Raw genomic sequence first — 22,614 nt, forward strand, 5'->3', positions numbered from 1 at the left:
CCATGGTGGCCCGTCGATGAGCGATAACTCCTCCCCCTTTGTCAGCCGTATGAGCGATACGCTGATCGGGATCGCGATGTACGCGCCCATCGCGCTGGCGCGGTTGTTTCCCTACCGGTGGCGCGTCCCGCTGGTTGGATGGCTGACCTCGCGGCTGGTGGCGCCGATTGCGGGCTATGACAAGCGGGTGCGCGAAAACCTGGCCCATGTGCTGCCCGATCTGCCCGAGGCCGAAGTGCGCCGCCTGATGCGTGCCGTCCCCGATAATGCCGGGCGCAACATGATCGAGCTTTTCTCGCACCGCGAATTTTCCGAACGCACCCGCCATTCCAACGTGTTCGGCCCCGGGATGGAGACAATCAGGCAGGCGCAGGCCGATGGCAGGCCGATCATCTTTGTCACCGGTCATTTCGGCAGCTTCAACGCCGCCCGCGTAGCGATGATCGAGCAGGGGTTCGAGATGGGCGTGTTCTACCGCGCGATGCACAACAACTGGTTCAACCTGCGCTATACGGCGGCGATGGGCGCACTGTCGCAGCCCATGTTCGAACAGGGCCGACGCGGCATGATGCAGATGGTCAAACATCTGCGGAGCGGCGGCGTGCTGGCCATTCTGACCGACCTCAACGCGCATGACGGTGTGCCGCTGAAATTCTTCGGCAAGCCGGCCATGTCGCCGCTGGCCACCGCGGAACTGGCGCTGAAATTCGACGCGCCGCTGGTGCCGGTCTGGGGCATACGTGCCAAAGATGGCCTGGATTTCGACATCCTGGTCGAGGAACCGGTAGAGCCCACCGATGCGGTAACCATGACCCAGGAGGTCAACGACCGGCTGGAAGCGCAGGTGCGCGAACGCATGGATCAGTGGTTCTGGATCCACCGCAGATGGAAGGATGGTACCGGCCCGCTTGCCGATCGCGGGGCGCAGCAGCTGAGCGAGCGGCAAAAGGGCTGACATCAGTTAGGTCGCAGGCGGCCAGATGCCGTATTTCGAGTGCAAGAGTTCGACGCAGGCACGATTGGCCGCATCCCGCGAGCATCCGCCGATGTTGACATCCTGAAGACCATGTGTGTCCTCGTAGGCCAGGCGCATCCCGTCGCGTGCGCCGGTCGCCAGCCTGATCGCGATGCCCTGGCGCGCAAGTTGCCCCGAAAGCCAGATATCGTCCACGGGCCATGCGTCCGCTGGCGGTGTCAAATCACTGCCCGTCAGCCAGTGCGGATCGACCAGCACGCCCGAGAAGCCCTGGGCGATATCGGCCATGCCCGCGCCGGTACGCGAGATCCGCGCCAGCCGGTCGACAGCGTAACCAGAGCCGGTCACGGCCTCGTGGTCGTGTTGTGCTGTCAGCAACCGGGCGGCCCAGTATGGCGGCATCAGCCAGTCATCGTCACAATAGATCAGCTTCGTGCCGGACCCGGCCAGCGCGCGGGCCGCAGGCAGGGCTTTGGTCGCGGGCCCCAGGTCGGTTTCCGGCCGCAGAAGGGTGATGCCCAAAGGCAGTTCAGGCAGGGTGAATGGGCCGGGGAAACGGTGATAGCGCTGTGGCAGGTACAGGTAGATATGTGCCGGGGCAGGGTCCTGGGCCAGCAAGCTTTGAAGGACCGGGCGCAGCCGGGAAAATCTTGGCGGGATCGAGGTGAGCGAGATCGCGTACATCGCCCGCGTTAAAACAGAAACGGGCCGCCCGGCAAAGGGCAGCCCGCGATCAAAGGTCGGTGCCGTCGGGTTATCCCGCGATCAGTCCCATCTGCTCGAGCTTCAGAATGACCTGATGCGCGCAGTTGTCGACATCGACATTCTCGGTCTCGACGCTCAGTTCAGGGTTTTCGGGCACGTCATAAGGGTCTGAAATACCGGTGAATTCCTTGATCTTGCCCTCGCGCGCAAGCTTGTAGAGCCCTTTGCGGTCGCGGCGTTCGCATTCCTCGATCGAGGTGGCGACATGGACTTCGACAAAGGCGCCAAAGGCCTCGATATCCTCGCGCACGGCGCGGCGGGTCGTGGCGTAGGGGGCGATCGGCGCACAGATGGCGATGCCGCCGTTCTTGGTGATCTCGCTGGCGACATAGCCGATGCGGCGGATGTTCAGGTCGCGGTGTTCCTTGGAAAAGCCCAGCTCAGAGCTGAGGTTCTTCCGCACGATATCCCCGTCCAGAAGCGTCACCGGCCTGCCGCCCATCTCCATCAGTTTGACCATCAGCGCGTTGGCGATGGTCGATTTGCCCGAGCCGGAAAAGCCCGTGAAGAAGACGGTAAAGCCCTGCTTGGACCGCGGTGGCCGGGTGCGGCGCAGTTCCTTGACCACCTCGGGAAAGCTGAACCATTCCGGAATTTCCAGCCCCTCGGCCAGGCGGCGGCGCAGCTCGGTGCCCGAGATGTTCAGGATCGTGACATTGTCCTTGTCGGCGATCTCGTCCATCGGCTCGTATTGCGCGCGTTCCTGCACATAGACCATGTGTTTGAAATCGACCATTTCGATGCCGATCTCGGCCTCATGTTCGCGGAACAGGTCCTGCGCATCATAAGGGCCATAGAAATCCTCGCCCGCGCTGTTCTTGCCGGGGCCTGCGTGATCGCGCCCGACGATGAAATGGGTGCAACCGTGGTTCTTGCGAATGAGCCCGTGCCAGACCGCCTCGCGGGGGCCGGCCATGCGCATCGCCAGGTTCAGCAGGCTCATCGTGGTGGTCGAGCCGGGATATTTGTCCAGCACCGCCTCGTAGCAGCGCACGCGGGTGAAGTGATCCACGTCACCCGGCTTGGTCATGCCCACGACGGGATGGATCAACAGGTTCGCCTCGGCCTCTTTCGCGGCGCGGAAGGTCAGTTCCTGATGCGCGCGGTGCAGCGGGTTGCGGGTCTGGAAGGCCACGACCTTGCGCCAGCCCAGCTTGCGGAAATAGGCGCGCAACTCGTTCGGAGTGTCGCGGCGGCCGCGGAAATCGTAGTGAACGGGCTGCTGGATACCCGTGATCGGGCCGCCCAGATAGGCATTGCCCGCAGTGTTATGCAGGTAATTGACGGCCGGGTGGGCATCATCATCAGCGCCGAATACCTTCTCGGCTTCGCGCTTCTTGTCAGGTGACCAGTTGTCGGTCACGGTCATCGTCGCCAGGATCACACCTTCCTGATCACGCAGGGCGATGTCCTGCCCGATCTCGAGCCCTTCGGCGAATTTCCCGGACACGTCCAGCGTGATCGGCATCGGCCAGAGCGTCCCATCGGCCAGGCGCATGTTCTCAACGACGCCGTTATAGTCCTCTTCGCTCAGAAAACCCTTGAGCGGGCTGAAACCGCCATTCATCAACAGCTCCAGATCGCAGATCTGGCGCGGGGTCAGATCCCAGCTGACCAGGTCGGCGGCTTCGACCTTCAGTTTCTGGGCGCTCTCGTAAGAGACATAGAGTTCGGGGATGGGGGTCAGGTTATTCTGCACGAGACTGGTCCTGTGTTTGAGGGGAACGAGGTTGCTGGCGGCGCCGGTAAGTTCGGCATGGAGCGCGTCGTATTCTGCAAGTTTCCGCGCAAGGAATTGATCGGTGAGACGCAGCTTGGCCGTGGCGCCGCGCGGCGTCAGCGCATAGGCGAAACGCTGTCGGCGGTCATCGCCCTTGCGCTCTGTGACGCTGATAAGCCCCGCCTCGACCGCCGCGCGTAGCTGCGCGTTCAGGCCGCCCAGCGATACGCCAAGCGCCGCCGCCGTCGCCCGCTGCGAGGCGTCCGGCGCCAGATCCAGCTGACGCAGGAGACGGAAGAGGTGATCGTCCTCCGGCAGGCTTGGTTTGACGTCGATCGAATTCATTAACGCGACTCAAAAGTGTGTTCACACGTGAACACATGTCATAACCGGCCCAAAAGCGAAACCCCAAATCGGGTCGTCAACAGTCTGTTTCATGAGTGTGGCGGGTGAGCCACGCCTTGATGGCGTGGAATCGGGTTAACCAGCTGATCTATCATGGAATTTCATGGCTGGCTTATATACGGCTTACGTATGGCTTTGCGCCATATCACGGGACGAGCATCGCCGCGCCTCAACAAACCGAACGTACAGAATGGGGGAGGTTACGTACATAATCCAGAATGAGCTCGCGGCGCCATGAGTTGGATGGCGGGTTCGCGGGACAACCCTTTCGTCTTGAAAGCCGGGTCTTGGCGGCATGCTGTTCATTGCGTGCCTGATGTGCACTGGCGGAGATAAGAGCGCACACATCAATTCAGACGCGACAGCGAACCCTCATGCAAGACAGGCACATTCCATAATGATCTCTAATCAGCCTATTCCGGAGAGTCACACCAGCCTGTTGGCAATGGCGCTTAGAGCAGCACGCGCAGTGGCTTCGTCTTGATCAGACGAGGCTCCAGAAATCCCGATCGCCCCGAACGTGATTCCGTTGCTAGTGACAAGTTCCCCGCCTGGCTGTGGCGCGAAGCCCTGGGCGCTCGCCGCCGAGATCGCAGTGCCAAATCTGTCTGGCAACTCGCCCGCCTCAAAGAGCGAGAACAACTGACGCGTGCTCATTCCCATGCCAATGGCTGCATTCGCTTTGGCAAGCGCAATGGTGTAGCGAAGGGGCCCGGCCCCATCTTGAGTCATCGCGAATTTGATGTTTGCCCCGGCATCCAGAATGACGATCGACAATGGTGGAACACCCTGCTGAGCGGCGATTGTCAGTGCAGCTTCACCAAGCTCCTTCGCAATTTCAAAGCGCATCTTGAACCTCCCATGCGGCCATGCCGATCGAACCGTAACTGTATGAACGATGCAGATTGCGCATTACCCCAGCTGGATGGGCAGAGCAGATACCCGCGATGATGATCAGCGGCTGAAAATGCTCGGGCGTTGGATGCGAAATGTGGCCCAGGTCAGTGGCTTGGAACGCGACAAGGCTTGACCAATCTCTTTGGGCAAGAATCTGCTCCACCCAATCGTCAAAACCGGTTGCCCATTGAGGGGGCGGCGTGCCTTCGGGAGCGATCTGACGCAGGTTGTGCACGGTGGCGCCTGAGCCAATAACCAGAATATCCTGCGAAGCAAGTGAAGCCAGGGCCTGACCAATGCGAAACAGATCCTGGGGGCTTGCCGCGACAGGAAGAGACAGCTGAGTGATTGGCACCTCTGCCTCTGGCAGCATTAACCTCAGCGGAATCCAGGCGCCATGATCGAGCCCGCGCCGCGGATCATCTCTTACGATCAAGTCACTCGCCTCGAGCGCCTCGCGCACAGCAGCGACCAGCGATGGCGTGTTCGTGGCGGGATATCGCAGCGTATGCAGTGCGCTGCCAAAACCGCCGAAGTCGTGGATTGTGTCCAGCGTCGAGGCCGTGGTTAGCCGCAGCCCCCGTGATTGCCAATGCGCCGAGATGACGACGACACCCCGAGGCTTGGCGCGCGCATCGAAGAAGGACCTAAGGAACAGCGCGGCAGGTATGTCGCTCAATGCGAGATCGGGTGCGCCGTGAGGTACGAACAAAGCGGGCTGCATCGCCTACAACCCCAGCTCGGACAGGTCGGGTCCGGTCGGGACTATTCCGTTTGGATTCAGAGACTTGATTGAATAGTATCCTGCCTTGATATGGTCGATCCGTACCGTATTGCGGATGCCGGGTGCGTCCAGTACGGTCGCCAGGAATCGCTGAATATTCGGGTAATCCGCGATGCGCCGCCGATTGGTCTTGAACAGGCCGACATAGGCCGCGTCGAAGCGGATCAGGGTGACAAAGGCCCTCAGGTCGGTTTCAGTTATCACGCTCCCTAAAAGGAATTTGCGCCCGTCAGACAGCCGCTCCTCCAGGTCCTGTAACATCGCAAAAATTCCGTCCACGGCCTCTTCATAGGCGAATTGCGTTGTGGCAAATCCGGCTTTGTAGACCCCATTATTCAGGCTGTCATACATCTGAGCATTCAGCGCCTCGATTTGCCCACTTAGCGCCCATGGGTGCAGGTCAACGCTCGGATCGGCAAGGTCACCGAAGCCCGCATTCAATATGCGCAGGATATCTGCACTTTCGTTGTTGACGATTGTTGCTTCTTTTTTGTCCCACAAGACCGGCACGGTGGCGCGGCCCGACACATGCGGGTCACTATGCGTATAGAATTCGTGCATATAGGTCGCGCCTATCAGGTCGTCCTGCGCATCAGAGCCCGGAAAATCGCCGAATTTCCAACCCTGATCCGAGAGGCGCGGGTCAACGACCGAGATTGAAATGACGTTTTCGAGGCCTTTCAAGGCCCGGGCCATCAGCGTACGAGAGGCCCACGGGCAGATATAGGCGACGATCAGGTGGTAGCGGCCTGCCTCGGCGGGGCGGGCCGGCTGGCCTTCAGGTCCGGGTTCACCATCTGGGGTGATCCAATCGCGGAAGGTTGATTCCTGACGTATAAATCGCCCGTCATCATCTGCGCTTTGTATCGGCTGCCAATCTGCATCCCAAGTTCCGTCCACCAGCATCTGATCACTCCTCTCGCAGGGGTTCTGCCACATTAGATGCTTTGACGAATTTATTTAATTGGCTGCACTGACGCTTAACTATCAACAATATGTTGTTAATTATTAAGCTAGGGCAGCACGCATGAAATCGATGAACACGCGCACCTTTGCAGAGAGGTGCCGATTTTCGAGATAGACAGCAAAGACACCAAGCCGCTCGGGCCAGTATCGCTCCAGAACAGGTGCAAGCGCGCCGTCCCTAAGGTCATTTTCGACGACATATTCAGGACAGAGGAGAACACCGCCATCCTTCAGCGCAAATCTACGTGCGGCACCGGCGCTGTTGGCCTTCAAATGTCCTGAAACCTCGATCTTTCGCGCGCCGTTCTGATCCACGAAAGGCCAACTGTTGCCCATCCTGAAATTGGCATCGAGGATACAGGCATGATCTGAAAGATCCTCGGGTCTTTGCGGGATGCCATTATGCGCGAGGTATTGCGGGCTTGCGCAATAGATCAGCCGCGCATCGGTTAACTTCCTGGCGATAAAGCTGGAATCATCAAGATGGCCAATGCGGATGGCGACATCGACGCCCTCATCAAGCAAATTGACGTAGCGGTCGGACAGCTGCAGATCGATCTGCACCTTGGGGTATTTGAGGGCAAAATCCGCGATTGCATCTGCCAGGAAGAGCTCACCGTAGGTCGACGGGGCCGCAATAATGAGCTTGCCTTGCGGTGCGCGGTGATCTTGGCGGACGGCGGCTGCCAGTTCATCGAAATCGTCAAGAAGCTGCGTGCATTTGCGAAGATAACCGGCCCCTGTTTCTGTCAGGCGCACGCTACGGGTCGAACGGTTGAACAACTGGGCGTCAAGCTGATCTTCCAGTACGCGGACGTATTTGCTGACCAGCTGCGGGGCCATGCCAAGCCGTTGCGCAGCACCCGTAAACGATCCTGCCTCCGCCACCGCAACATAAGCTCTCATCAAGTCAATGCGATCCATAATAAACTACATACTGTAGATTATCATTCAACAAAAGCGTCATTTTCAACATTTCAGCGCGATAGTAATCGAGAGGGGTAGCCGCTGACTGAAAGCACCCGGAGGCGTGTAGCGATGATGCTGAGCATGATAGTTCTACCACTTGCCCTAGGCGTTTCCTTGTCTGCCGTGCTGTGTATGTCGCAGCACGCATGGCTTCATAGCTCGGCGATCGCGGCAGGTTTCTTGCTTGTTGGGGTTATCATATCGGGCCTGCCGCCCTTTCCGCCGATCTCCTCCAAGCACAAGATTATCTATTTACTGGCCGTGATTTGCGTTGCGGCGCCGGTCGTATCCAGTCGCGGCAAGCTCATTCGGCTTGTGACCGCCGGTCTGATCATCTGCGGTGCTTTCCTGTGGCTGAGCTGGCGCAGGCTTTCAGCGGATATGCCGATCGAGCCGCTCTTGCCTTCCCTATCGGTGCTTGTCGTCTGGCTGGTTGGCGTCGTTCAGGCCGAGCGTTCGAAAACAGGCACGTTCCTTTGGCCGAGCGCCGTATTCGCGGCACTGCTTACGGCCAGCCCCGTGGGCTTGCTCAGCGGATATCTTGGCCTGGGCCAGCTTTCCGGCGGTTTTGCCGCTTACCTGGGCGGCGTTTTGTTGCTCCCATATGCATCCCTTCTGTTGGCATTCCCCAAAAGCGCGCAGGTGTTTGCGGCGTCGACTGCGTGGGTGGGCCTGACCGCTATTGGCGTTCTTGCAGTCAGTTTGGCGAGCTTCGCGACCAACCTGCACCCACTGGCGTTTGGCCTGCTGCTATTGACGCTCCTCTCACCCCTAATTGTCGTCCGCCTTCCGATCGCTCAGCCGTCGCACTTGCAACCGATTGTGGTGGTGGCGCTCGCCGCCATGCCAGCGGGCGGCGCAATCCTCACGTCCTATTTGTACTTTTAACCCTTCAAAACATCAGGAGACTACGATGACCTTCCACCCTAAAATGGCGCTCGCCGCGGCGATGATCCTTGCAAGCACCACGGCAAACGCAGCTGAGCGATATCAAATTGATGAAGCCCACACCTGGGTAACGTTTTCGCTTAGCCATGCTGGCTGGGCCAACGCGCGCGGATTGTTTCGCGGTGTGTCCGGTGAAATTTTCTTTGATCAGGAGGACGTTACCAACAGCTCTGTTTCTGTTGTCCTTGATGCCAGCAGCCTGGATACCAATTCGGAGCAACGTGACCGTGACATGGCTGGGCCGGATTTCCTGAACTCCGTCGAATTCCCGGAAATCACATTTGAGAGCACCCGTATCGAGCAAACTGGCGAACGCACAGGCATCGTCTATGGCGACATGACACTTATCGGCGTGACCCGCGAGGTCGCGCTTGATGTGACCTGGAACGCAGAATTCCCTCTGCCTTGGGATCCCTCGACCGTGAAAACCGGCTTTTCGGCCACAGCGCAAATCGACGGCACAGATTTTGGTATGAACAGCTTGGTGGACTTTGGGCTTGGTCCGGTGATTGACATTGTCATCGATGCAGAAGCTGTTCGGCAAAACTAGAGCTCAATCGCATGAAAGGCAGCGCGGCTTAGGTCGCGCTGCTATGGCCGACCAACTAACCGCCACACGGGCTAGCCCGCTAGCTTGCGACTGATCTCAAATACTGGCCATTCTCTCACAGCGCAGCATTCGGTAACATGGGCTCACAGCGGTCGTAGCGCGGGATCCGTAGGTTTATCCGTCCTGCTCGGCCAGGAACTTCTCGGCGTCCAGCGCGGCCATGCAGCCCATGCCGGCGCTGGTCACCGCCTGGCGGTAGATGTGGTCGGTCAGGTCTCCGGCGGCAAAGACGCCGGGCACGGACGTGCGGGTGCTGCCCGCCTGGACCTTGACGTAACCGCCATTGTGCAGCTCCAGCGTGTCCTTCACCAGCTCGGTCGCCGGGGCGTGGCCGATGGCGATGAAGACGCCCTTGCAGGGAATGGTCGTGACCTCGCCATTCTGGTTGTTGATCACCCGCACACCGGTCACGCCCTTGGGATTATCGTCGCCGATGACCTCTTCCAGTTCGTGGAACCACAGCGGTTCGATCTTGGGGTGTTTCAGCAGCCGGTCCTGCAGGATCTTTTCGGCGCGCAGCTCGTCCCGGCGGTGGATCAGCGTGACCTTGGAGGCGAAATTGGTCAGGAACAGCGCCTCTTCGACCGCCGTGTTGCCGCCGCCGACTACCACGATCTCCTCGCCGCGGTAGAAAAAGCCGTCGCAGGTGGCACAGGCGCTGACGCCGAACCCCTTGAACGCCTCTTCGCTATCCAGCCCCAGCCATTTGGCGCGTGCCCCGGTGGCCAGAATGACCGCGTCTGCGGTGTAGACCGTGCCGCTGTCGCCCTTGGCGGTGAAGGGGCGTTTCGAGACATCCAGATCGGTGATGATGTCGCCGATGACCTCGCATCCCATCGCCTTCGCATGTGCCTCCATCCGCACCATCAGGTCGGGGCCCTGAACCTCGGTGTCGCCGGGCCAGTTCTCGACCTCGGTCGTGGTGGTCAGCTGACCGCCCGGCTCGATGCCCTGAACCAGAATGGGCTCCAGCATGGCACGCGCGGCATATACGGCCGCAGTATAGCCTGCGGGGCCTGAGCCGATGATGAGGGCTTTGGTATGACGCGTCGCGGACATGAGCGGATTCTCCTCGGGGAACATTTGTCAGCCCCATATAGTCAGGCGATGAGCAAGACAAAACCCTCTGCTGCAAATTCGGTTTGTTTCGGAATGGCTGGCCTTTATACTGGGTTGTGTATTGTTATCCCGCGCGGGTGGCGCGGGACTGAAAGGAGTAGTCATTGCCATGAAACGTATTTTACCGACCGCATTGATTGCGTTGAGTTTTTGCGGTGTCCCCGCGCCATTTGCGCTGGCCCAGTCAACGGATGCGGAAATCCCCGAGATGCCCGCCGCGTGCAGCGTCACCGATGCCAGCGAGTTTATCCGCGCCGTGGTTTGTGACGATCCGGCCTATGGTCAGGAGGAATTCATCGCGGCCGGCCGCGCGGCCTGTGGCGAGGCGCTGCCTTGCGGTGCTTGGATCTGGCGCGATGCGGCAGATGCCCCGGAAGAAGCGCCGGATAACCATGATGGACTGACCCAAGATGAAGTCACCTCTGCCTCAGGTGTTTGGGTGGCCGAGCAAAAGAACTTCATTTCGATCGAGAAGGTGAAAGACTAAGTTTTCTCTTACCAAAAAAGTGAAAAACCCCGCCGGTTCCGGCGGGGTTTGTTTTTTGCGTGTTGCTTGACCTTATCAGGCTGCTTTGCGCTTGCGCAGGCGCATTACACCGAACGCGCCGAAGCCTGTCAGCAGCAGCGGCAGACCAGCCGGAAGCGGAATGACGCCGTTGGGGTCGCCCCCGCCGGTATCATCAACCACACGGCCAATCTTTGCCTTGATCGCAGCTTCGTAGTCATTGAAGTCGACAACCTTGATTACGAAGCCAGTCGTGGTTGCATTCGGAATGTTGTTGATGTCGTTGACGACAACACCAACGTCCGGCTTGGCTATTTTCGCCATGTTCGCCAGCGCAGATGCGCTGGTGATGCCCGAGCCGACAGCCTCGAAGCTGATCCCGTCAACTCCGTTTGCGACGGCAGTCGTTGCAGCAGCTTCAGCGTTCGTCTGGCTGTTCGGGAAACCATCGGTCGTGATGTTCAGAAGGGTTGTTGCACCCAGGCCGCCGTCATTGTTGAACAGATTATACAGTCCCGTGATTGCACAGCTTGTGCAGGTGCCGCCGCCCAGGTGTGTTGTTGCCTGAAGCGTCGCTTTGATCCCTGCGATATTTGCCGCAGTCACGATCGTCGGAGCGACAATGGTGTTGGACGCGTTTGAAAACTTCGTGATCGCCACACGGTACTGGTTTGCCCCGGATGTCGGAATTTGATCCAGAGCCGTCGCCAGAGCATCGCGCGTCAGATTGAAGTTGGTTGTCCCGATCGAGCCCGAAGTATCCAGCGAAAATCCGAGGTCGATGATTGCGGCATTGGCGCTGGTCGATCCAAAGGCCAATCCCAGTGCGGCCACAAGGGCCACCCTTAGTTTAGTAGTCTTCATATTACCCTCCAGTGCGTAATACGTTTCAAAAATCACTGGTGTAACAGGAAAAAAAGAAGCAATTCAAAGTTCCTACACCAGACAACTCACACATAAAAAACCAAGATAAGACAGGTGAATTCCTGCCGCATCCGCGTTCATGCGCGTCGAGGTTAACACAATTCCGCCGCAAATCTATCAAAAATTTACCTTAAATTAGCTAATTCACTCAAAAAAACGGAAAATTTCGCCCTGCGAAACAGTGGGGTTCAAGACAAAATTTTATTGCCGGAACGTGAAATATTATTGCGCACCACCTGCGGGCTGGTATAATTTTCGCGAAATTCACAGCGGAAAGGCAGGATATGGCAAACAGCCGTCTTGATGAGATTGATCGTAGGATCCTCGCCGAATTGCAGGCCGACGGACGCATGACCAATGTCGAACTTGCCAGCCGGGTTGGCATTTCCGCACCGCCCTGCCTGCGCCGGGTGCGCACCCTGGAAGAGCAGGGATATATTCGCGGGTATCATGCCGATGTCGACGCGCGGGAACTGGGATTCGAGGTACAGGTTTATGCCATGGTCGGTCTGCAAAGCCAGGCCGAGGCGGATCTTAGCGCCTTTGAGAAACGCTGCAACAACTGGCCGCTGGTGCGCGAATGCCACATGCTCAACGGCGAGGTTGATTTCATCCTGAAATGCGTGGCGCCCGATCTGTCGACCTTCCAGCGGTTCCTGACCGAGGAGTTGACCGCGGCGGACAACGTGGGCAGCGTCAAGACATCGCTGGTCATCCGTGGCGCCAAGGACGAACCCGGGGTGCCGTTTGATGTGCTTGAGGCACGGCTGAGCCAGTCGGCCTAATCCGTTTCCACCTCGCTTGTACCGCTGATCGAGACGCGCGGATGCGCCAGTCGGCCGAAATCCGACGGCGCGTGGATATGGGGGAAAAACGACAAGAAGAGCGACAGCATGTTCGGGCCCATCCCGCGTTCGAAGCCGGGTCCGGGATGGAAGCTTTCGGCCTCGAGCCCCGCAGCGGTGATCGTGGCGTGGCGGTGCAGGCCGATGTGATAGACCGTGACCGGGCGCGGCGGGGCGATATCGATGATGTTCACACCATCGACCAGGTCGCGCGCCGGCATCAGGACGTGATCGGTGCCGACAATGTCATGGGTTTCGGTGCGTCGCGTCAGCAAACGCGCGCCGGGACCGAACATCAGATCATGGGCCGGCCGCGCGGGGCCAAGGCTGTCGGCCATGAAGCGGGTCAGTCTCGGGCTGTTCCGGTTCGCGTCATCGCCGTCGGGCAGCAAGGTCATCGCGCCGATCCACAGCAATGGCATGGCACCGCCTTCCGCGGTGATGATCTCGACCCCGGGTTGAAGGTCTTCAACCGCAATCTGCCCCTCGGCGGTTTTTATCAACGTGCCATGGGCAAAGGCGGAAAACGCATCCTCGAAAAGCGGGGTCGCCGGGCCGATCTGATCGGTGGTGTAGATCGCACCGCTTCGGGTCAGGCTGGCAATCTGGAACTTGCGCATCACCAGCGCCCGGCGCGCATTCCCCTCGGCATCATGTAGCGGCCTGGCAACAGGGCGGGTGCTATCCACGGGCGACGGGAAAAGGGAACGGGGAACGGGGGGGATGGTCATGTTGTTTACCTATTACTGGGTGTCACAACCGCGTCGGCCCCCACCGACAACGACAGAAGGACTGTCTGGGGTGTTACTCGTACATATCAATCATGACAAAATTGCCTAAATTCAGTCAAGCTTTTGACGATTTTGTATCTGATTCTGGGCCAATCCGACTGGTGACTGGCGATTTGTTTCCATCCAGCTGCGTCGATTGCCCCAATCGCCACCTTCAGCGCCGGGCGGATGCAAATGGATCGTCCCGTTACCGAGACGATCCACCTTGGAATACTGGCACGAAAAGCACTGATGAACCCTTCGTTAAAGGCCGCCCCCTTCAGGCGGTCTTTAATTTCCGTAGAAGCGTGACGGGCCTGGTCTCTTTCCGCGCCAGACGTACCGAACGGTGAAACGGCAATGCCGTCACCTGGGTCTTGGAGCTTTTGATAACCGAGTTCATCCAACGCTTTTTCATCTCTTCTTTTCCTCTGCTCTCACCGGGCCGTTCTTGACCGCATTTGTTTTTCTGGTTCTGACTATCGCCCTACTTTGCGGCGTTGATTTGACGATTTGATCCAAAATCGAAAAAAATTCCGGCCGGCAGCTCGTGGAATAAGAAGGCACGGCTTGAACAGGGTAAACATCTGTAAAATATCACAGAAAATCGCAATTTTTTGAGAATTTGCCAATGTTTCGCCGTCAAATCAGGCGGTCAATACCGTCAAGGTGCCGGTTTCTTGCCCAATTTATAAACGTATGGTCGAGATCAGCCGCCCGTAATCGGCCTCCTTGGCGTGGGTTGCTCTGCGGTAGCTGAAAAACCGGGTCGGATCGGAATAGGTGCAATGGCGCGTCCATTCCGCATGGCCGATTCCGGCGGCGCGCAACCGGTGCACTCCGTAGCCCGTGAGGTCAAACTGATACCGGTCGCCTTTTCCATTCACGAAAAAGCGGCTGTTGGCTGCATCCTGATCCAGGAATTCCTCGATGAACTCTGGGCCTACCTCATAGGCCGCCTGGCTGATCGAGGGGCCGATCACCGCGCTGATATTGGCACGCCTGGCACCCAGTTCCTCCATCGCGTCCACCGTGGCCTCCAGCACGCCATCCAGCGCGCCGCGCCAGCCCGCGTGGGCGGCACCGATCACGCCTGCGTCGGCATCTGCAAATAGCACGGGCTGGCAATCGGCGGTCAATATCGCCAAGGCCAGGCCAGGCGTGGCGGTGACCATCGCATCAGCCTTTGGCGCGGTGGTTAGCGGGCCGGTGACGGGACACACATCAGGCGAATGCACCTGATGCACGGTGACAAGGTGATCGGGCGTCACCTGCATTGCCGCGGCCACGCGGTCGCGGTTGATCTTGACAACCTCGGCCTGGTCCGAGGATCCAAGGCCGCAGTTCAGCCCCGCGAACACGCCCGAGGATGCGCCACCTTTGCGGGTAAAGAAACCGTGGCGCAGCGGCGCCAGTGCATCGGCGGTCAGGATTTCAAGTGTCATGGTTCCAATCCGGGTGGGGGCGCGGCCCCGTCGGGATAAAAGGCAAGTACCTTGAACAGCGTCCCCATTTCAGCGCCATGGGTCAAGCGCCGATGTGCGGCGATATGGGTTTCCAGCGCGGCGCCCGAAAGGTTCCTGGCCAGCGCCTGCGCGCGGGCGGTGATGCCCAGGCGTTCCAGGAACACGCCCTGCGGGGTCAGCCGGCTGTAGCGGGACGGGGTGGCGGTGGCCAGCGCCTCGAAATCGACATGTGCGGTCAGATCGGCCGCGCCCGGTGCGTGCAGCGGATCAACGGCTTCATGCCGCCTCAAAGCCTGAAACGTATCCCCCTGGGACCGCCAGTCGCCGTAATCCACGATCAGCGCCGCACCGCCATGCCGGGCGATCCGGGCGCCGATGATTTCGGCCACCTGCTGCCCCGCGGGGCAAAGCTCGACCAGGTCGCCGGGCCTTGTGTCGCTCAAACAGTGATCCAGCGCCTTGGGGGCAACCGGTCCCGACAGGCCAAAGCGCAGCCTGCCGTCCTGCACGCCCACCTGCCGTTCGCGCCAGCCTGCGGCCTCACGCTGGAATTGCCGGATCGGCAGCGCGTCGAAGAACTCGTTCGCCACCAGGAAAAGCGGCAGGTCGGGCAGCGTGGCGGCACCCGCGTGCCAGGTGATGTCAACACGGTCCAGGGTCTTGCGCTGGAGGTCTTTCAGCGGTTCGGAGATTTCGATCAGATGCAGCTGCAAGGCCGCGTGAAAGCCGGGGACGTCCCGGGTGGCGCGCAGGATATCGGCCATCAGCGTGCCACGCCCCGGCCCGGCCTCGGCCAGCGCAAACGGCGCGGGGGCACCTTGATCCAGCCAGCTCTGCGCCAGGCTCAGGCCGATAAGCTCTCCGAACATCTGGCTGATTTCCGGTGCGGTGATGAAATCGCCCGCCGCCCCCAGCGGATCGCGCGTGGCATAGTAGCCCAGCCGTGGATGGGTGAGGCATTCCGACATGTAATCCGCCACCGTCATCGGTCCGCCCGCCGAGATCCGCCGGACCAGATGCGTGTGCAGATCGTTCATTTCACGGGCCGCCGCCGGGCAAGGGCGATCATCAGCAGGCCAAACGCGATCATCGGCAGCGACAGCAATTGCCCCATGCTGACCCCGGCCGGACCGAATTGCACGACATAGCCCAGCGGATTGTCCGGCGTGATGAATTGCGCATCAGCCTGGCGTGCGAATTCCACCACGAACCGCGACAGCCCGTAGCCCAGAAAGAACACGCCGGTGACCAGCCCCACCCGTTTCAGCGCCCCGCGCCGGTAGACCAGAAAGAGCAGCACCAGCCCCAGTACCAACCCCTCCAGCAGGGCCTCGTAAAGTTGCGAGGGGTGCCGCGCGCAGATGCCTTCGATGCCGGGGCAATCCTGCGCCGCCGGGCCGGGAAAGGCCACGCCCCAGGGCAGCGTGGTCGGGCGGCCCCAGAGCTCGGCATTGATGAAATTGGCGACCCGGCCCAGAAGAAGGCCGACAGGCGTTGCCATGCACAGGATATCGGCCACGGAAAACCCGGGGATGCCGCGCCGCCAGGCGAAGCCGAAACAGGCAATGATAACCCCGATCAGACCGCCGTGGAAAGACATGCCGCCTTGCCAGACCTGCAGGATCTCGGCCGGGTTTTGCAGATAATATCCCGGCTGGTAGAACAGCACGAAGCCCAGTCGCCCGCCCAGAATGACCCCCAGAATGACCCAGGTCAGCAGATCCTCGACATCCTGCACGCTCATCGGCGTCGTGTTGTTCGGCCACAGCTTGGGTCGTTTCACGGTGGCCACAACCATCCGCCAGCCGATCAGGATGCCCACGATATAAGACAGCGCGTACCAGCGCAGCGCAAATTCCATGCCAAAAAGCGAGATGCTGAAGATCTCGGGCGCGATGTCGGGAAAGGGGATCAGTGCCTGCATGGGGGATGTGTGTGTCGCCGCGAAGGGGAAGTCAACGGCGAAGTCCGCAGTGACGGCGCGCTTGTGAATTGCGGCGTTCCACCCCATATAAGGCCCAGATGAACTTGCCGGAGACGACCGATGCAGACCCGCAACAAAGTGCTTGATGACATCTCGAAGCTGATGACCAACGCGATGGGCGTGGCGCAGGGCGCCAAGGACGAGGCCGAAACCGCCATGAAGTCGATGATCGACCGCTGGCTGGCGGACCGCGATTTCGTCACCCGCGAGGAATTCGACGCCGTGCGCGCCATGGCGCAGAATGCGCGCGAGGAAAACGAAGCGTTGAAAGCGCGGATCGACGCGCTTGAGGCGAAGTCCAAAGACTGACGCGCCGCGCGTTCGCAAGCACATTTCCCGATACCACTTCCGTTCCCATGAGGCTGCGGTTATGCCTTGGCGAACGGGCCGATTGCTGATGGTCCGCGCAGGGTTTGCCTGAAGGGGACAGTGATGGATCGGGCGGATATCGTCGACAAGGCGTTTCGAGAGGCGGTAACGTCGCGCAACCTGCCCAAGGGCGCCGCGGCCCGCGGCCCGCTCAGCGATACCGAGGCGGTCGCGATCTTTCGGGCACAATGCCTCAGCCGCAATCTGGACCGCCGGTCGCGCCGGATGCAGGCCGAGGGGCAGGGCTATTACACCATCGGCTCGTCGGGCCACGAGGGCATGGCCGCCGTTGCCGCCGCGCTGCGCCCCACTGACATGGCCTTTCTGCATTATCGCGACGGCGCGTTTCAGACCATGCGGTCATCCCAGGTGCCGGGCACCACACCGGCCTGGGACATGCTGCTGAGCTTTGCGACCGCGATGGATGATCCGATCAGCGGCGGGCGGCACAAGGTGCTGGGATCAAAGGCGCTGAACATCCCGCCCCAGACCTCGACCATCGCCAGCCATCTGCCCAAGGCGGTGGGCGCGGCCTACTCGGTCGGGCTGGCCCGGCGCAACCGGCCCGAACATGCCACGCTGGCTGCCGACAGCCTGGTGATGTGTTCCTTCGGCGATGCGTCCTCGAACCACTCCACCGCGCAGGGTGCGATCAACACCGCCTGCTGGACGTCGTATCAATCCGTCCCGCTGCCGCTGCTCTTCGTGTGCGAGGATAACGGCATCGGCATCTCGGTGCGTACGCCCGGCGGTTGGGTCAAGGCGAATTTCGAGGCGAAACCGGGGCTGAAGTATTTCCATGCAGACGGTCTGAACCTCTATGACACCTACCGCGCCGCGCAGGAGGCCGCTGCCTATGTCCGCCACCGCCGCAAGCCGGCCTTCCTGCATCTGTCGCTGGTGCGGCTTTACGGTCATGCGGGGTCGGATCTGCAACAGGCCTATCTGAAAAAGGAGGTGTTCGAGGGGTGGGAAGCCGACGATCCGCTGCTGCATTCCGCGCGGTTGTTGATGGACAGGGGCATTCTGACCGGCGACGAGATCCTGCAAGTCTATCAGCAGGCCGAGGATCAATGCGCCCGCGTCGCCGCCGAGGCGGTGAAACGGCCCCGCCTGGAAAACGCCGAGCAGGTCATGGCCTCGATCATCCCGCCGAAACGCGATTGCGCCGCCACCAACGGCCCGTCGGAAGTGACGCGGCAGGCCGCGTTCGGCGCGGATTTCAGGCAGTTCGATGCACCGCAGCCGATGTCGCGCCTGCTCAATTGGGCGCTGACCGACCTGATGCTGGAACATCCCGAGATCGCGATGATGGGCGAGGATGTGGGCCGCAAGGGGGGTGTCTACGGTGTCACCCAGAAACTGATCGACCGTTTCGGTCCCGACCGGATGATCGACACGTTGCTGGACGAACAATCCATTCTGGGCCTGGCGATCGGCATGGCGCATAACGGGTTCATCCCGATGCCCGAGATCCAGTTCCTGGCCTACCTGCACAATGCCGAGGACCAATTGCGCGGCGAGGCGGCGACCCTGCCGTTCTTTTCGAATGGGCAGTTCACCAATCCGATGGTCATTCGGATCGCCGGTCTGGGCTATCAGAAAGGGTTCGGCGGGCATTTCCACAACGACAATTCGCTGGCGGTGCTGCGCGACATTCCCGGGCTGATCATCGCCTGCCCGTCGCGCGGGGACGAGGCCGCGATGATGCTGCGGGAATGCGTGCGGCTGGCGCGGGAAGAGCAGCGAATAGTCGTGATGGTCGAACCGATCGCGCTTTACCCGATGCGGGACCTGATCGAGGACAAGGATGGCGGCTGGATGGCGACCTACCCGTCGCCGGACAGGCGTATCGCGCTGGGCGAGGTCGGTGTCGACGGCGACGGTCCGCTGGCGATCCTGACCTATGGCAACGGCCGTTATCTTTCGACCCAGGCCGCGGCGGATCTGAGGGCCGACGGGATTGATACCCGCATCATCGATCTGCGCTGGCTGGCGCCCCTGCCGGCAGAGGGCATCGTGAGCGCGCTCGACGGTGCTGAAAAGGTGCTGATTGTCGATGAATGCCGCACCACCGGCAGCCAGTCCGAGGCGCTGATGGCCTTCCTGCAGGAAAACACCCGTCTTCCCCATGCCCGGATTGCCGCCTTCGACAGCTTCATCGCCACCGGCCCCGCGTATGCCGCCACCATGCCGTCCCGCCGCTCGATCGCCGAGGCAGCCCGCAGGCTCTGGAGCAGCGAATGAAACAGACCGCCATCGTCTTGGCCCCCGGACGGGGCACCTATAACCGGGCCGAACTGGGCTATTTCGCGCGTCACCACGCGGACCGGGCCGAACTGATGGCTGAATTCGATGCTTGCCGCGCGGCCGAGGGGCAGGAGCCGATTTCGGCCCTCGACAACGCCGACAGGTTCTCGGGCGCGCGCCATACGCGGGGTGACAATGCCAGCGGTCTGATCCACGCCTGCGCCTACGCCGATTTCCTGGCGATCGATCGTGACCGGTTCGATATCCTGGCGGTCACCGGCAATTCGATGGGCTGGTACATCGCCCTGACCTGCGCCGGGGCGCTGGGCGCGCGCGACGGGTTCAGGCTGGTCAACACGATGGGAACCCTGATGCACCGGCACATGATCGGCGGGCAGGTGATCTATCCTTTCGTGGATGAGAACTGGCAGGTCATTCCGGGCGAACGTGCACGGATCGAGTCAAAGATGGCCGAGATCGACGCGCGCGCCGATCACGTCCTTAACCTGTCGATTGACCTGGGCGGCATGCTGGTGCTGGCCGGCAATAGGGAAGGGCTGGCGGCGTTCGAGGCTGAGATGCCCGCTGTTCAGGAGCGCTTTCCGATGCGTCTGCCGGGCCACGCGGGATTCCACAGCGCCATGCAGGCACCGGTCGCGGCCGAAGGGCAAGAGAGGCTGGGCGCGGACCTGTTCGGCGGCCCCGTCCTGCCGCTGATCGACGGGCGCGGCGCGATCTGGCATCCCCATGCCACCGACACGCGCGCGCTGCGCGCCTACACGCTGGGCCACCAGGTAACCGCCCCCTATGATTTTACCGCCGCCATCCGTGTGGCCGCGCGCGAATTCATGCCGGATGTGTTCATCATACTGGGGCCGGGCGGCACGCTGGGCGGTGCGGTGGCGCAGAGCCTGCTTCTGAGCAAGTGGCGCGGGATGGCGGGAAAATCCGAATTCAAGACCGCCCAGGGGACCGCTCCGCTGCTGCTGGCGATGGGACAGGAGGATCAAAGGGCGTTGGTGGTGGGCTGACTCTCCTCATTGGACGAAAATTGTGCCAGATTGGCCATATGCGCCGTTTGCCCACCGATCCGACCGAAATCCTGATCCTTGTGACCCCGCATTTCAACATGGCGGGGACGATGGCCTTTCTGGATCCGTTCCGGGCGGCGAACTACCTTGACGGGCGCACCCATTTCACCTGGCGCGTGATGTCCGAGACTGGCGGGATGTGCCGGGCCAGCAACGGTCTGGCGATCGAGGTCGAACCGCTCGAGTTATCCCGAAACCTGCGGCCTGACCTGGTGATTGTCTCCAGCAGCTGGACACCCGAAGCCTATGCCAGCCCGGGTTTGCTGTCGGCGATCCGGCGGCTGTCGCGGGCGGGCAGCTATCTGGGGGGGATCGATACCGCGGCTTTCATCCTGGCCGAGACCGGGCTGTTGCGGGGGCGCAAGGCAACGGTGCATTACGAACATATCGACGCGCTGGGCGAGAAATTCCCGGAAACCGAGGTGACCGAGGATCTGTTTGTCCATGACGCCGCGATCGGCACCTGCTGCGGCGGCAGCGCTGCCTCGGATTATGCGCTGTTTCTGATCCGCGAACTGGTCGGCGATGCGCTGACCAATGATTGCGCCAAATACCTCTTTCACACCGCGGTGCGTGGCCCCGGCACCCATCAGACAGACACGCATCTGGAGCCGCTGGGCAATACCGCGCCGCCCAAGGTGCGCCGCGCCATCGAGATCATGGAGGCGCATCTGGAAAACCCCATCACCATCCCGGAAATCTGCGAACTGGCGGAAATTTCGCAACGGCAACTGATCCGGCTGTTTCGCGATTACGTGAAGACCAGCCCGCAGCTTTATTACCGCGATATCCGGCTTGACCGGGCGCGGGGGCTGGTAACCCAGACGGAATTGCCGATGGCGCAGGTCGCGCTGGCCGCGGGTTTTGCCAGCCAGGTGCATTTCAGCCGGGCCTACAAGGCGCGTTTCGGGATGCCGCCCAGCCGTGACCGGATCGACGGGCGCGTCCCGTTCGAATTCCGGGCCTGGCCGATGTATCGCCGAAGTGATGTGAGGCAATCCGGCGATTAATGTAAAAAAACCGGCATATGGCGCACATACGCAGGCGCAATGATCGCAGATTATCGGGATCAGACGTCAGACAGCGGGGGAGGCCATCGTGACGGAACTGCCATCCAAAGCACAATTTGCAGCCATTTCGCATGGCTATTCGGCGGATGAGGGGAATTCTCTGTCGCTGAGCGCCGATGCCTACACCCAGGCCGAATGGTTTGCCGCCGACCGTCAGGCCATTCTGGCGAAGTCCTGGCAATGGGTCTGCCATGTCGAAAAGCTGCGCGCGCCGGGATCTTTTGTCACCGTGGACATCGCCGGGCATCCGGTGGCCGTGGTGCGGGACCGCGAGGGCGGGCTCAGGGCGTTCTACAATGTCTGCAAACACCGTGCGCATCACCTGCTGAGCGGCGAGGGCAACACGACGCGGATCATGTGTCCCTACCACGCCTGGGTCTACAAGCTGGACGGGCAGCTGGTGCGCGCGCCGGAAACCGAACACCTGGACAATTTCAACCCGCGCGAGATCTGCCTGGATCAGGTGGCCGTCGAGGAATTCGCGGGTTTTGTCTATGTCAACCTGGACCCGCAGGCCGTGCCGCTGCGGGAGCAGTCCGGCAACCTCGAGACCGAGATCCGCCACTGGGCGCCGGATATCGAGCAGCTGACCTTTGGCCACCGGCTGACCTATGACATCAAGTCCAACTGGAAGAATGTCGTCGACAATTTCCTGGAATGCTATCACTGCCCGACGGCGCACAAGGATTTCTGCGACCTGGTGGACATGGACACCTACAAGGTCACGACCTATGACACCTATTCCAGCCACATGGCCGAGGCGGGCAAGGGCGCGAATACAGCCTATGACGTGTCGAACGCCACGGTGCGCACCCATGCGGTCTGGTGGCTCTGGCCCACGACCTGCCTGATGCGTTATCCCGGGCGGTCCTCGATGATCGTGCTGAATGTCATCCCGGTGGGGCCCGACAGGACGCTGGAAACCTATGATTTCTTCCTGGAAACGCCCGAACCCGACCCGATGGAGCTGGATGCGATCCGCTATCTGGACGAGGTGCTGCAGGTCGAGGATATCAACCTGGTGGAAAGCGTGCAGCGCGGCATGAGCACGCCGGCGTTTCAGCAGGGCCGGATCGTGAATGACCCTTCCGGGTCGGGAAAGTCCGAACACGCAGTGCATCATTTCCACGGGCTGGTGCTGGATGCCTACCGGCGGTTCGCGCCGTGACGGGCCTGCCCCG

23 protein-coding genes are annotated in these 22,614 nt (G+C 60.9%); 10 read left to right on the forward strand and 13 right to left on the reverse strand.

What is annotated here, in order from left to right; genetic code table 11:
• Positions 1-16 precede the first annotated feature (16 nt).
• Positions 17-955 carry a lysophospholipid acyltransferase family protein gene (locus tag AAFO92_RS03230; RefSeq protein WP_347533207.1) on the forward strand — a complete coding sequence of 313 codons (939 nt, stop codon included), beginning with the start codon at positions 17-19 and terminating at the stop codon, positions 953-955.
• Between the two features lie 6 nt (positions 956-961).
• Here AAFO92_RS03230 and AAFO92_RS03235 read toward each other — a convergent pair whose 3' ends face one another.
• From AAFO92_RS03235 to AAFO92_RS03260, 6 genes are all read right to left on the reverse strand, one after another.
• A complete protein-coding gene (locus AAFO92_RS03235; protein WP_347533208.1) occupies positions 962-1,660 on the reverse strand; it encodes a hypothetical protein in 699 nt (232 codons plus the stop codon).
• A gap of 70 nt (positions 1,661-1,730) precedes the next feature.
• Entirely contained in the window at positions 1,731-3,806 is a 2,076-nt protein-coding gene (locus AAFO92_RS03240) for a bifunctional sulfate adenylyltransferase/adenylylsulfate kinase (RefSeq protein WP_347533209.1), read from the reverse strand.
• A gap of 486 nt (positions 3,807-4,292) precedes the next feature.
• Positions 4,293-4,715 (reverse strand): heme-binding protein, encoded by a 423-nt coding sequence (locus tag AAFO92_RS03245; RefSeq protein ID WP_347533210.1) that lies wholly within the window; start codon positions 4,713-4,715, stop codon positions 4,293-4,295.
• Positions 4,705-5,487, reverse strand: a complete 783-nt coding sequence (locus AAFO92_RS03250) for a class III extradiol ring-cleavage dioxygenase (protein WP_347533211.1) — start codon at positions 5,485-5,487, stop codon at positions 4,705-4,707. Before AAFO92_RS03250 ends, AAFO92_RS03245 begins: the two co-directional genes overlap by 11 nt.
• 3 nt (positions 5,488-5,490) lie before the next feature.
• Positions 5,491-6,453, reverse strand: coding sequence for a glutathione S-transferase C-terminal domain-containing protein (locus AAFO92_RS03255; RefSeq protein ID WP_347533212.1), 963 nt, complete (start codon positions 6,451-6,453; stop codon positions 5,491-5,493).
• Between the two features lie 102 nt (positions 6,454-6,555).
• Positions 6,556-7,419, reverse strand: coding sequence for a LysR family transcriptional regulator (locus AAFO92_RS03260; RefSeq protein WP_347533213.1), 864 nt, complete (start codon positions 7,417-7,419; stop codon positions 6,556-6,558).
• Between the two features lie 132 nt (positions 7,420-7,551).
• Here AAFO92_RS03260 and AAFO92_RS03265 point away from each other — a divergent pair, with 132 nt between their 5' ends.
• Positions 7,552-8,370, forward strand: a complete 819-nt coding sequence (locus tag AAFO92_RS03265) for a hypothetical protein (RefSeq protein ID WP_347533214.1) — start codon at positions 7,552-7,554, stop codon at positions 8,368-8,370.
• Positions 8,371-8,395: 25 nt separating this feature from the next.
• On the forward strand, positions 8,396-8,980 hold the full coding sequence (locus AAFO92_RS03270; RefSeq protein WP_347533215.1) for a YceI family protein: 585 nt from the start codon (positions 8,396-8,398) through the stop codon (positions 8,978-8,980).
• A gap of 174 nt (positions 8,981-9,154) precedes the next feature.
• Here AAFO92_RS03270 and trxB read toward each other — a convergent pair whose 3' ends face one another.
• Positions 9,155-10,099: a thioredoxin-disulfide reductase gene (trxB, locus tag AAFO92_RS03275; RefSeq protein WP_347533216.1), complete on the reverse strand. Its 945-nt coding sequence runs from the start codon at positions 10,097-10,099 to the stop codon at positions 9,155-9,157.
• A 121-nt stretch (positions 10,100-10,220) separates the two neighbouring features.
• On the opposite strand from trxB, the gene AAFO92_RS03280 reads away from it, so the two are divergent.
• The gene (locus AAFO92_RS03280) at positions 10,221-10,646 is read left to right on the forward strand and encodes a hypothetical protein (RefSeq protein ID WP_347533217.1); all 426 of its coding nucleotides are present in this window, start codon (positions 10,221-10,223) and stop codon (positions 10,644-10,646) included.
• Positions 10,647-10,721: 75 nt separating this feature from the next.
• On the opposite strand, the gene AAFO92_RS03285 is transcribed toward AAFO92_RS03280, so the two are convergent.
• Complete coding sequence (locus AAFO92_RS03285) at positions 10,722-11,528, reverse strand: vWA domain-containing protein (RefSeq protein ID WP_347533218.1); 807 nt, start codon at positions 11,526-11,528, stop codon at positions 10,722-10,724.
• 344 nt (positions 11,529-11,872) lie between these two features.
• Between AAFO92_RS03285 and AAFO92_RS03290 the strand changes: the two genes are divergently transcribed.
• Complete coding sequence (locus AAFO92_RS03290; protein WP_347533219.1) at positions 11,873-12,373, forward strand: Lrp/AsnC family transcriptional regulator; 501 nt, start codon at positions 11,873-11,875, stop codon at positions 12,371-12,373.
• Here the strand turns inward: AAFO92_RS03290 and AAFO92_RS03295 are convergent.
• The 5 genes from AAFO92_RS03295 to lgt form a co-directional block, all read right to left on the reverse strand.
• The gene (locus tag AAFO92_RS03295) at positions 12,370-13,164 is read right to left on the reverse strand and encodes a Hint domain-containing protein (RefSeq protein WP_347533220.1); all 795 of its coding nucleotides are present in this window, start codon (positions 13,162-13,164) and stop codon (positions 12,370-12,372) included. The genes AAFO92_RS03290 and AAFO92_RS03295 overlap by 4 nt on opposite strands.
• 86 nt (positions 13,165-13,250) lie before the next feature.
• The gene (locus tag AAFO92_RS03300) at positions 13,251-13,610 is read right to left on the reverse strand and encodes a hypothetical protein (protein ID WP_347533221.1); all 360 of its coding nucleotides are present in this window, start codon (positions 13,608-13,610) and stop codon (positions 13,251-13,253) included.
• 282 nt (positions 13,611-13,892) lie between these two features.
• Positions 13,893-14,648 (reverse strand): peptidoglycan editing factor PgeF, encoded by a 756-nt coding sequence (pgeF, locus tag AAFO92_RS03305; protein WP_347533222.1) that lies wholly within the window; start codon positions 14,646-14,648, stop codon positions 13,893-13,895.
• Entirely contained in the window at positions 14,645-15,706 is a 1,062-nt protein-coding gene (locus AAFO92_RS03310; RefSeq protein WP_347533223.1) for an SAM-dependent methyltransferase, read from the reverse strand. Before AAFO92_RS03310 ends, pgeF begins: the two co-directional genes overlap by 4 nt.
• Positions 15,703-16,593 (reverse strand): prolipoprotein diacylglyceryl transferase, encoded by an 891-nt coding sequence (lgt, locus tag AAFO92_RS03315; protein WP_347533224.1) that lies wholly within the window; start codon positions 16,591-16,593, stop codon positions 15,703-15,705. The genes AAFO92_RS03310 and lgt overlap by 4 nt, the downstream gene beginning before the upstream one ends.
• A 120-nt stretch (positions 16,594-16,713) precedes the next feature.
• Here lgt and AAFO92_RS03320 point away from each other — a divergent pair, with 120 nt between their 5' ends.
• From AAFO92_RS03320 to AAFO92_RS03340, 5 genes are all read left to right on the forward strand, one after another.
• A complete protein-coding gene (locus tag AAFO92_RS03320) occupies positions 16,714-16,962 on the forward strand; it encodes an accessory factor UbiK family protein (RefSeq protein WP_347533225.1) in 249 nt (82 codons plus the stop codon).
• Positions 16,963-17,085: 123 nt separating this feature from the next.
• On the forward strand, positions 17,086-19,269 hold the full coding sequence (locus tag AAFO92_RS03325; protein WP_347533226.1) for a thiamine pyrophosphate-dependent enzyme: 2,184 nt from the start codon (positions 17,086-17,088) through the stop codon (positions 19,267-19,269).
• Positions 19,266-20,303, forward strand: coding sequence for an ACP S-malonyltransferase (locus AAFO92_RS03330; protein WP_347533227.1), 1,038 nt, complete (start codon positions 19,266-19,268; stop codon positions 20,301-20,303). The genes AAFO92_RS03325 and AAFO92_RS03330 overlap by 4 nt, the downstream gene beginning before the upstream one ends.
• Positions 20,304-20,341: 38 nt before the next feature.
• Positions 20,342-21,373, forward strand: a complete 1,032-nt coding sequence (locus AAFO92_RS03335; protein WP_347533228.1) for a GlxA family transcriptional regulator — start codon at positions 20,342-20,344, stop codon at positions 21,371-21,373.
• Between the two features lie 88 nt (positions 21,374-21,461).
• Entirely contained in the window at positions 21,462-22,601 is a 1,140-nt protein-coding gene (locus AAFO92_RS03340) for a ring-hydroxylating oxygenase subunit alpha (protein ID WP_347533229.1), read from the forward strand.
• Positions 22,602-22,614: the final 13 nt, after the last annotated feature.

The sequence above is a fragment of the Roseovarius sp. CAU 1744 genome (genome assembly GCF_039839345.1).
Classification (GTDB): domain Bacteria; phylum Pseudomonadota; class Alphaproteobacteria; order Rhodobacterales; family Rhodobacteraceae; genus Roseovarius.

Excerpts from the sequence above, each read along its gene's own strand:
- AAFO92_RS03230 (WP_347533207.1), top strand. The coding sequence starts at position 17 with ATGAGCGATAACTCCTCCCCCTTTGTCAGCCGTATGAGCGATACGCTG.
- AAFO92_RS03235 (WP_347533208.1), bottom strand. The coding sequence starts at position 1,660 with ATGTACGCGATCTCGCTCACCTCGATCCCGCCAAGATTTTCCCGGCTG.
- AAFO92_RS03240 (WP_347533209.1), bottom strand. The coding sequence starts at position 3,806 with ATGAATTCGATCGACGTCAAACCAAGCCTGCCGGAGGACGATCACCTC.
- AAFO92_RS03245 (WP_347533210.1), bottom strand. The coding sequence starts at position 4,715 with ATGCGCTTTGAAATTGCGAAGGAGCTTGGTGAAGCTGCACTGACAATC.
- AAFO92_RS03250 (WP_347533211.1), bottom strand. The coding sequence starts at position 5,487 with ATGCAGCCCGCTTTGTTCGTACCTCACGGCGCACCCGATCTCGCATTG.
- AAFO92_RS03255 (WP_347533212.1), bottom strand. The coding sequence starts at position 6,453 with ATGCTGGTGGACGGAACTTGGGATGCAGATTGGCAGCCGATACAAAGC.
- AAFO92_RS03260 (WP_347533213.1), bottom strand. The coding sequence starts at position 7,419 with ATGAGAGCTTATGTTGCGGTGGCGGAGGCAGGATCGTTTACGGGTGCT.
- AAFO92_RS03265 (WP_347533214.1), top strand. The coding sequence starts at position 7,552 with ATGATGCTGAGCATGATAGTTCTACCACTTGCCCTAGGCGTTTCCTTG.
- AAFO92_RS03270 (WP_347533215.1), top strand. The coding sequence starts at position 8,396 with ATGACCTTCCACCCTAAAATGGCGCTCGCCGCGGCGATGATCCTTGCA.
- trxB (WP_347533216.1), bottom strand. The coding sequence starts at position 10,099 with ATGTCCGCGACGCGTCATACCAAAGCCCTCATCATCGGCTCAGGCCCC.
- AAFO92_RS03285 (WP_347533218.1), bottom strand. The coding sequence starts at position 11,528 with ATGAAGACTACTAAACTAAGGGTGGCCCTTGTGGCCGCACTGGGATTG.
- AAFO92_RS03290 (WP_347533219.1), top strand. The coding sequence starts at position 11,873 with ATGGCAAACAGCCGTCTTGATGAGATTGATCGTAGGATCCTCGCCGAA.
- AAFO92_RS03295 (WP_347533220.1), bottom strand. The coding sequence starts at position 13,164 with ATGACCATCCCCCCCGTTCCCCGTTCCCTTTTCCCGTCGCCCGTGGAT.
- pgeF (WP_347533222.1), bottom strand. The coding sequence starts at position 14,648 with ATGACACTTGAAATCCTGACCGCCGATGCACTGGCGCCGCTGCGCCAC.
- AAFO92_RS03310 (WP_347533223.1), bottom strand. The coding sequence starts at position 15,706 with ATGAACGATCTGCACACGCATCTGGTCCGGCGGATCTCGGCGGGCGGA.
- lgt (WP_347533224.1), bottom strand. The coding sequence starts at position 16,593 with ATGCAGGCACTGATCCCCTTTCCCGACATCGCGCCCGAGATCTTCAGC.
- AAFO92_RS03320 (WP_347533225.1), top strand. The coding sequence starts at position 16,714 with ATGCAGACCCGCAACAAAGTGCTTGATGACATCTCGAAGCTGATGACC.
- AAFO92_RS03325 (WP_347533226.1), top strand. The coding sequence starts at position 17,086 with ATGGATCGGGCGGATATCGTCGACAAGGCGTTTCGAGAGGCGGTAACG.
- AAFO92_RS03330 (WP_347533227.1), top strand. The coding sequence starts at position 19,266 with ATGAAACAGACCGCCATCGTCTTGGCCCCCGGACGGGGCACCTATAAC.
- AAFO92_RS03335 (WP_347533228.1), top strand. The coding sequence starts at position 20,342 with ATGCGCCGTTTGCCCACCGATCCGACCGAAATCCTGATCCTTGTGACC.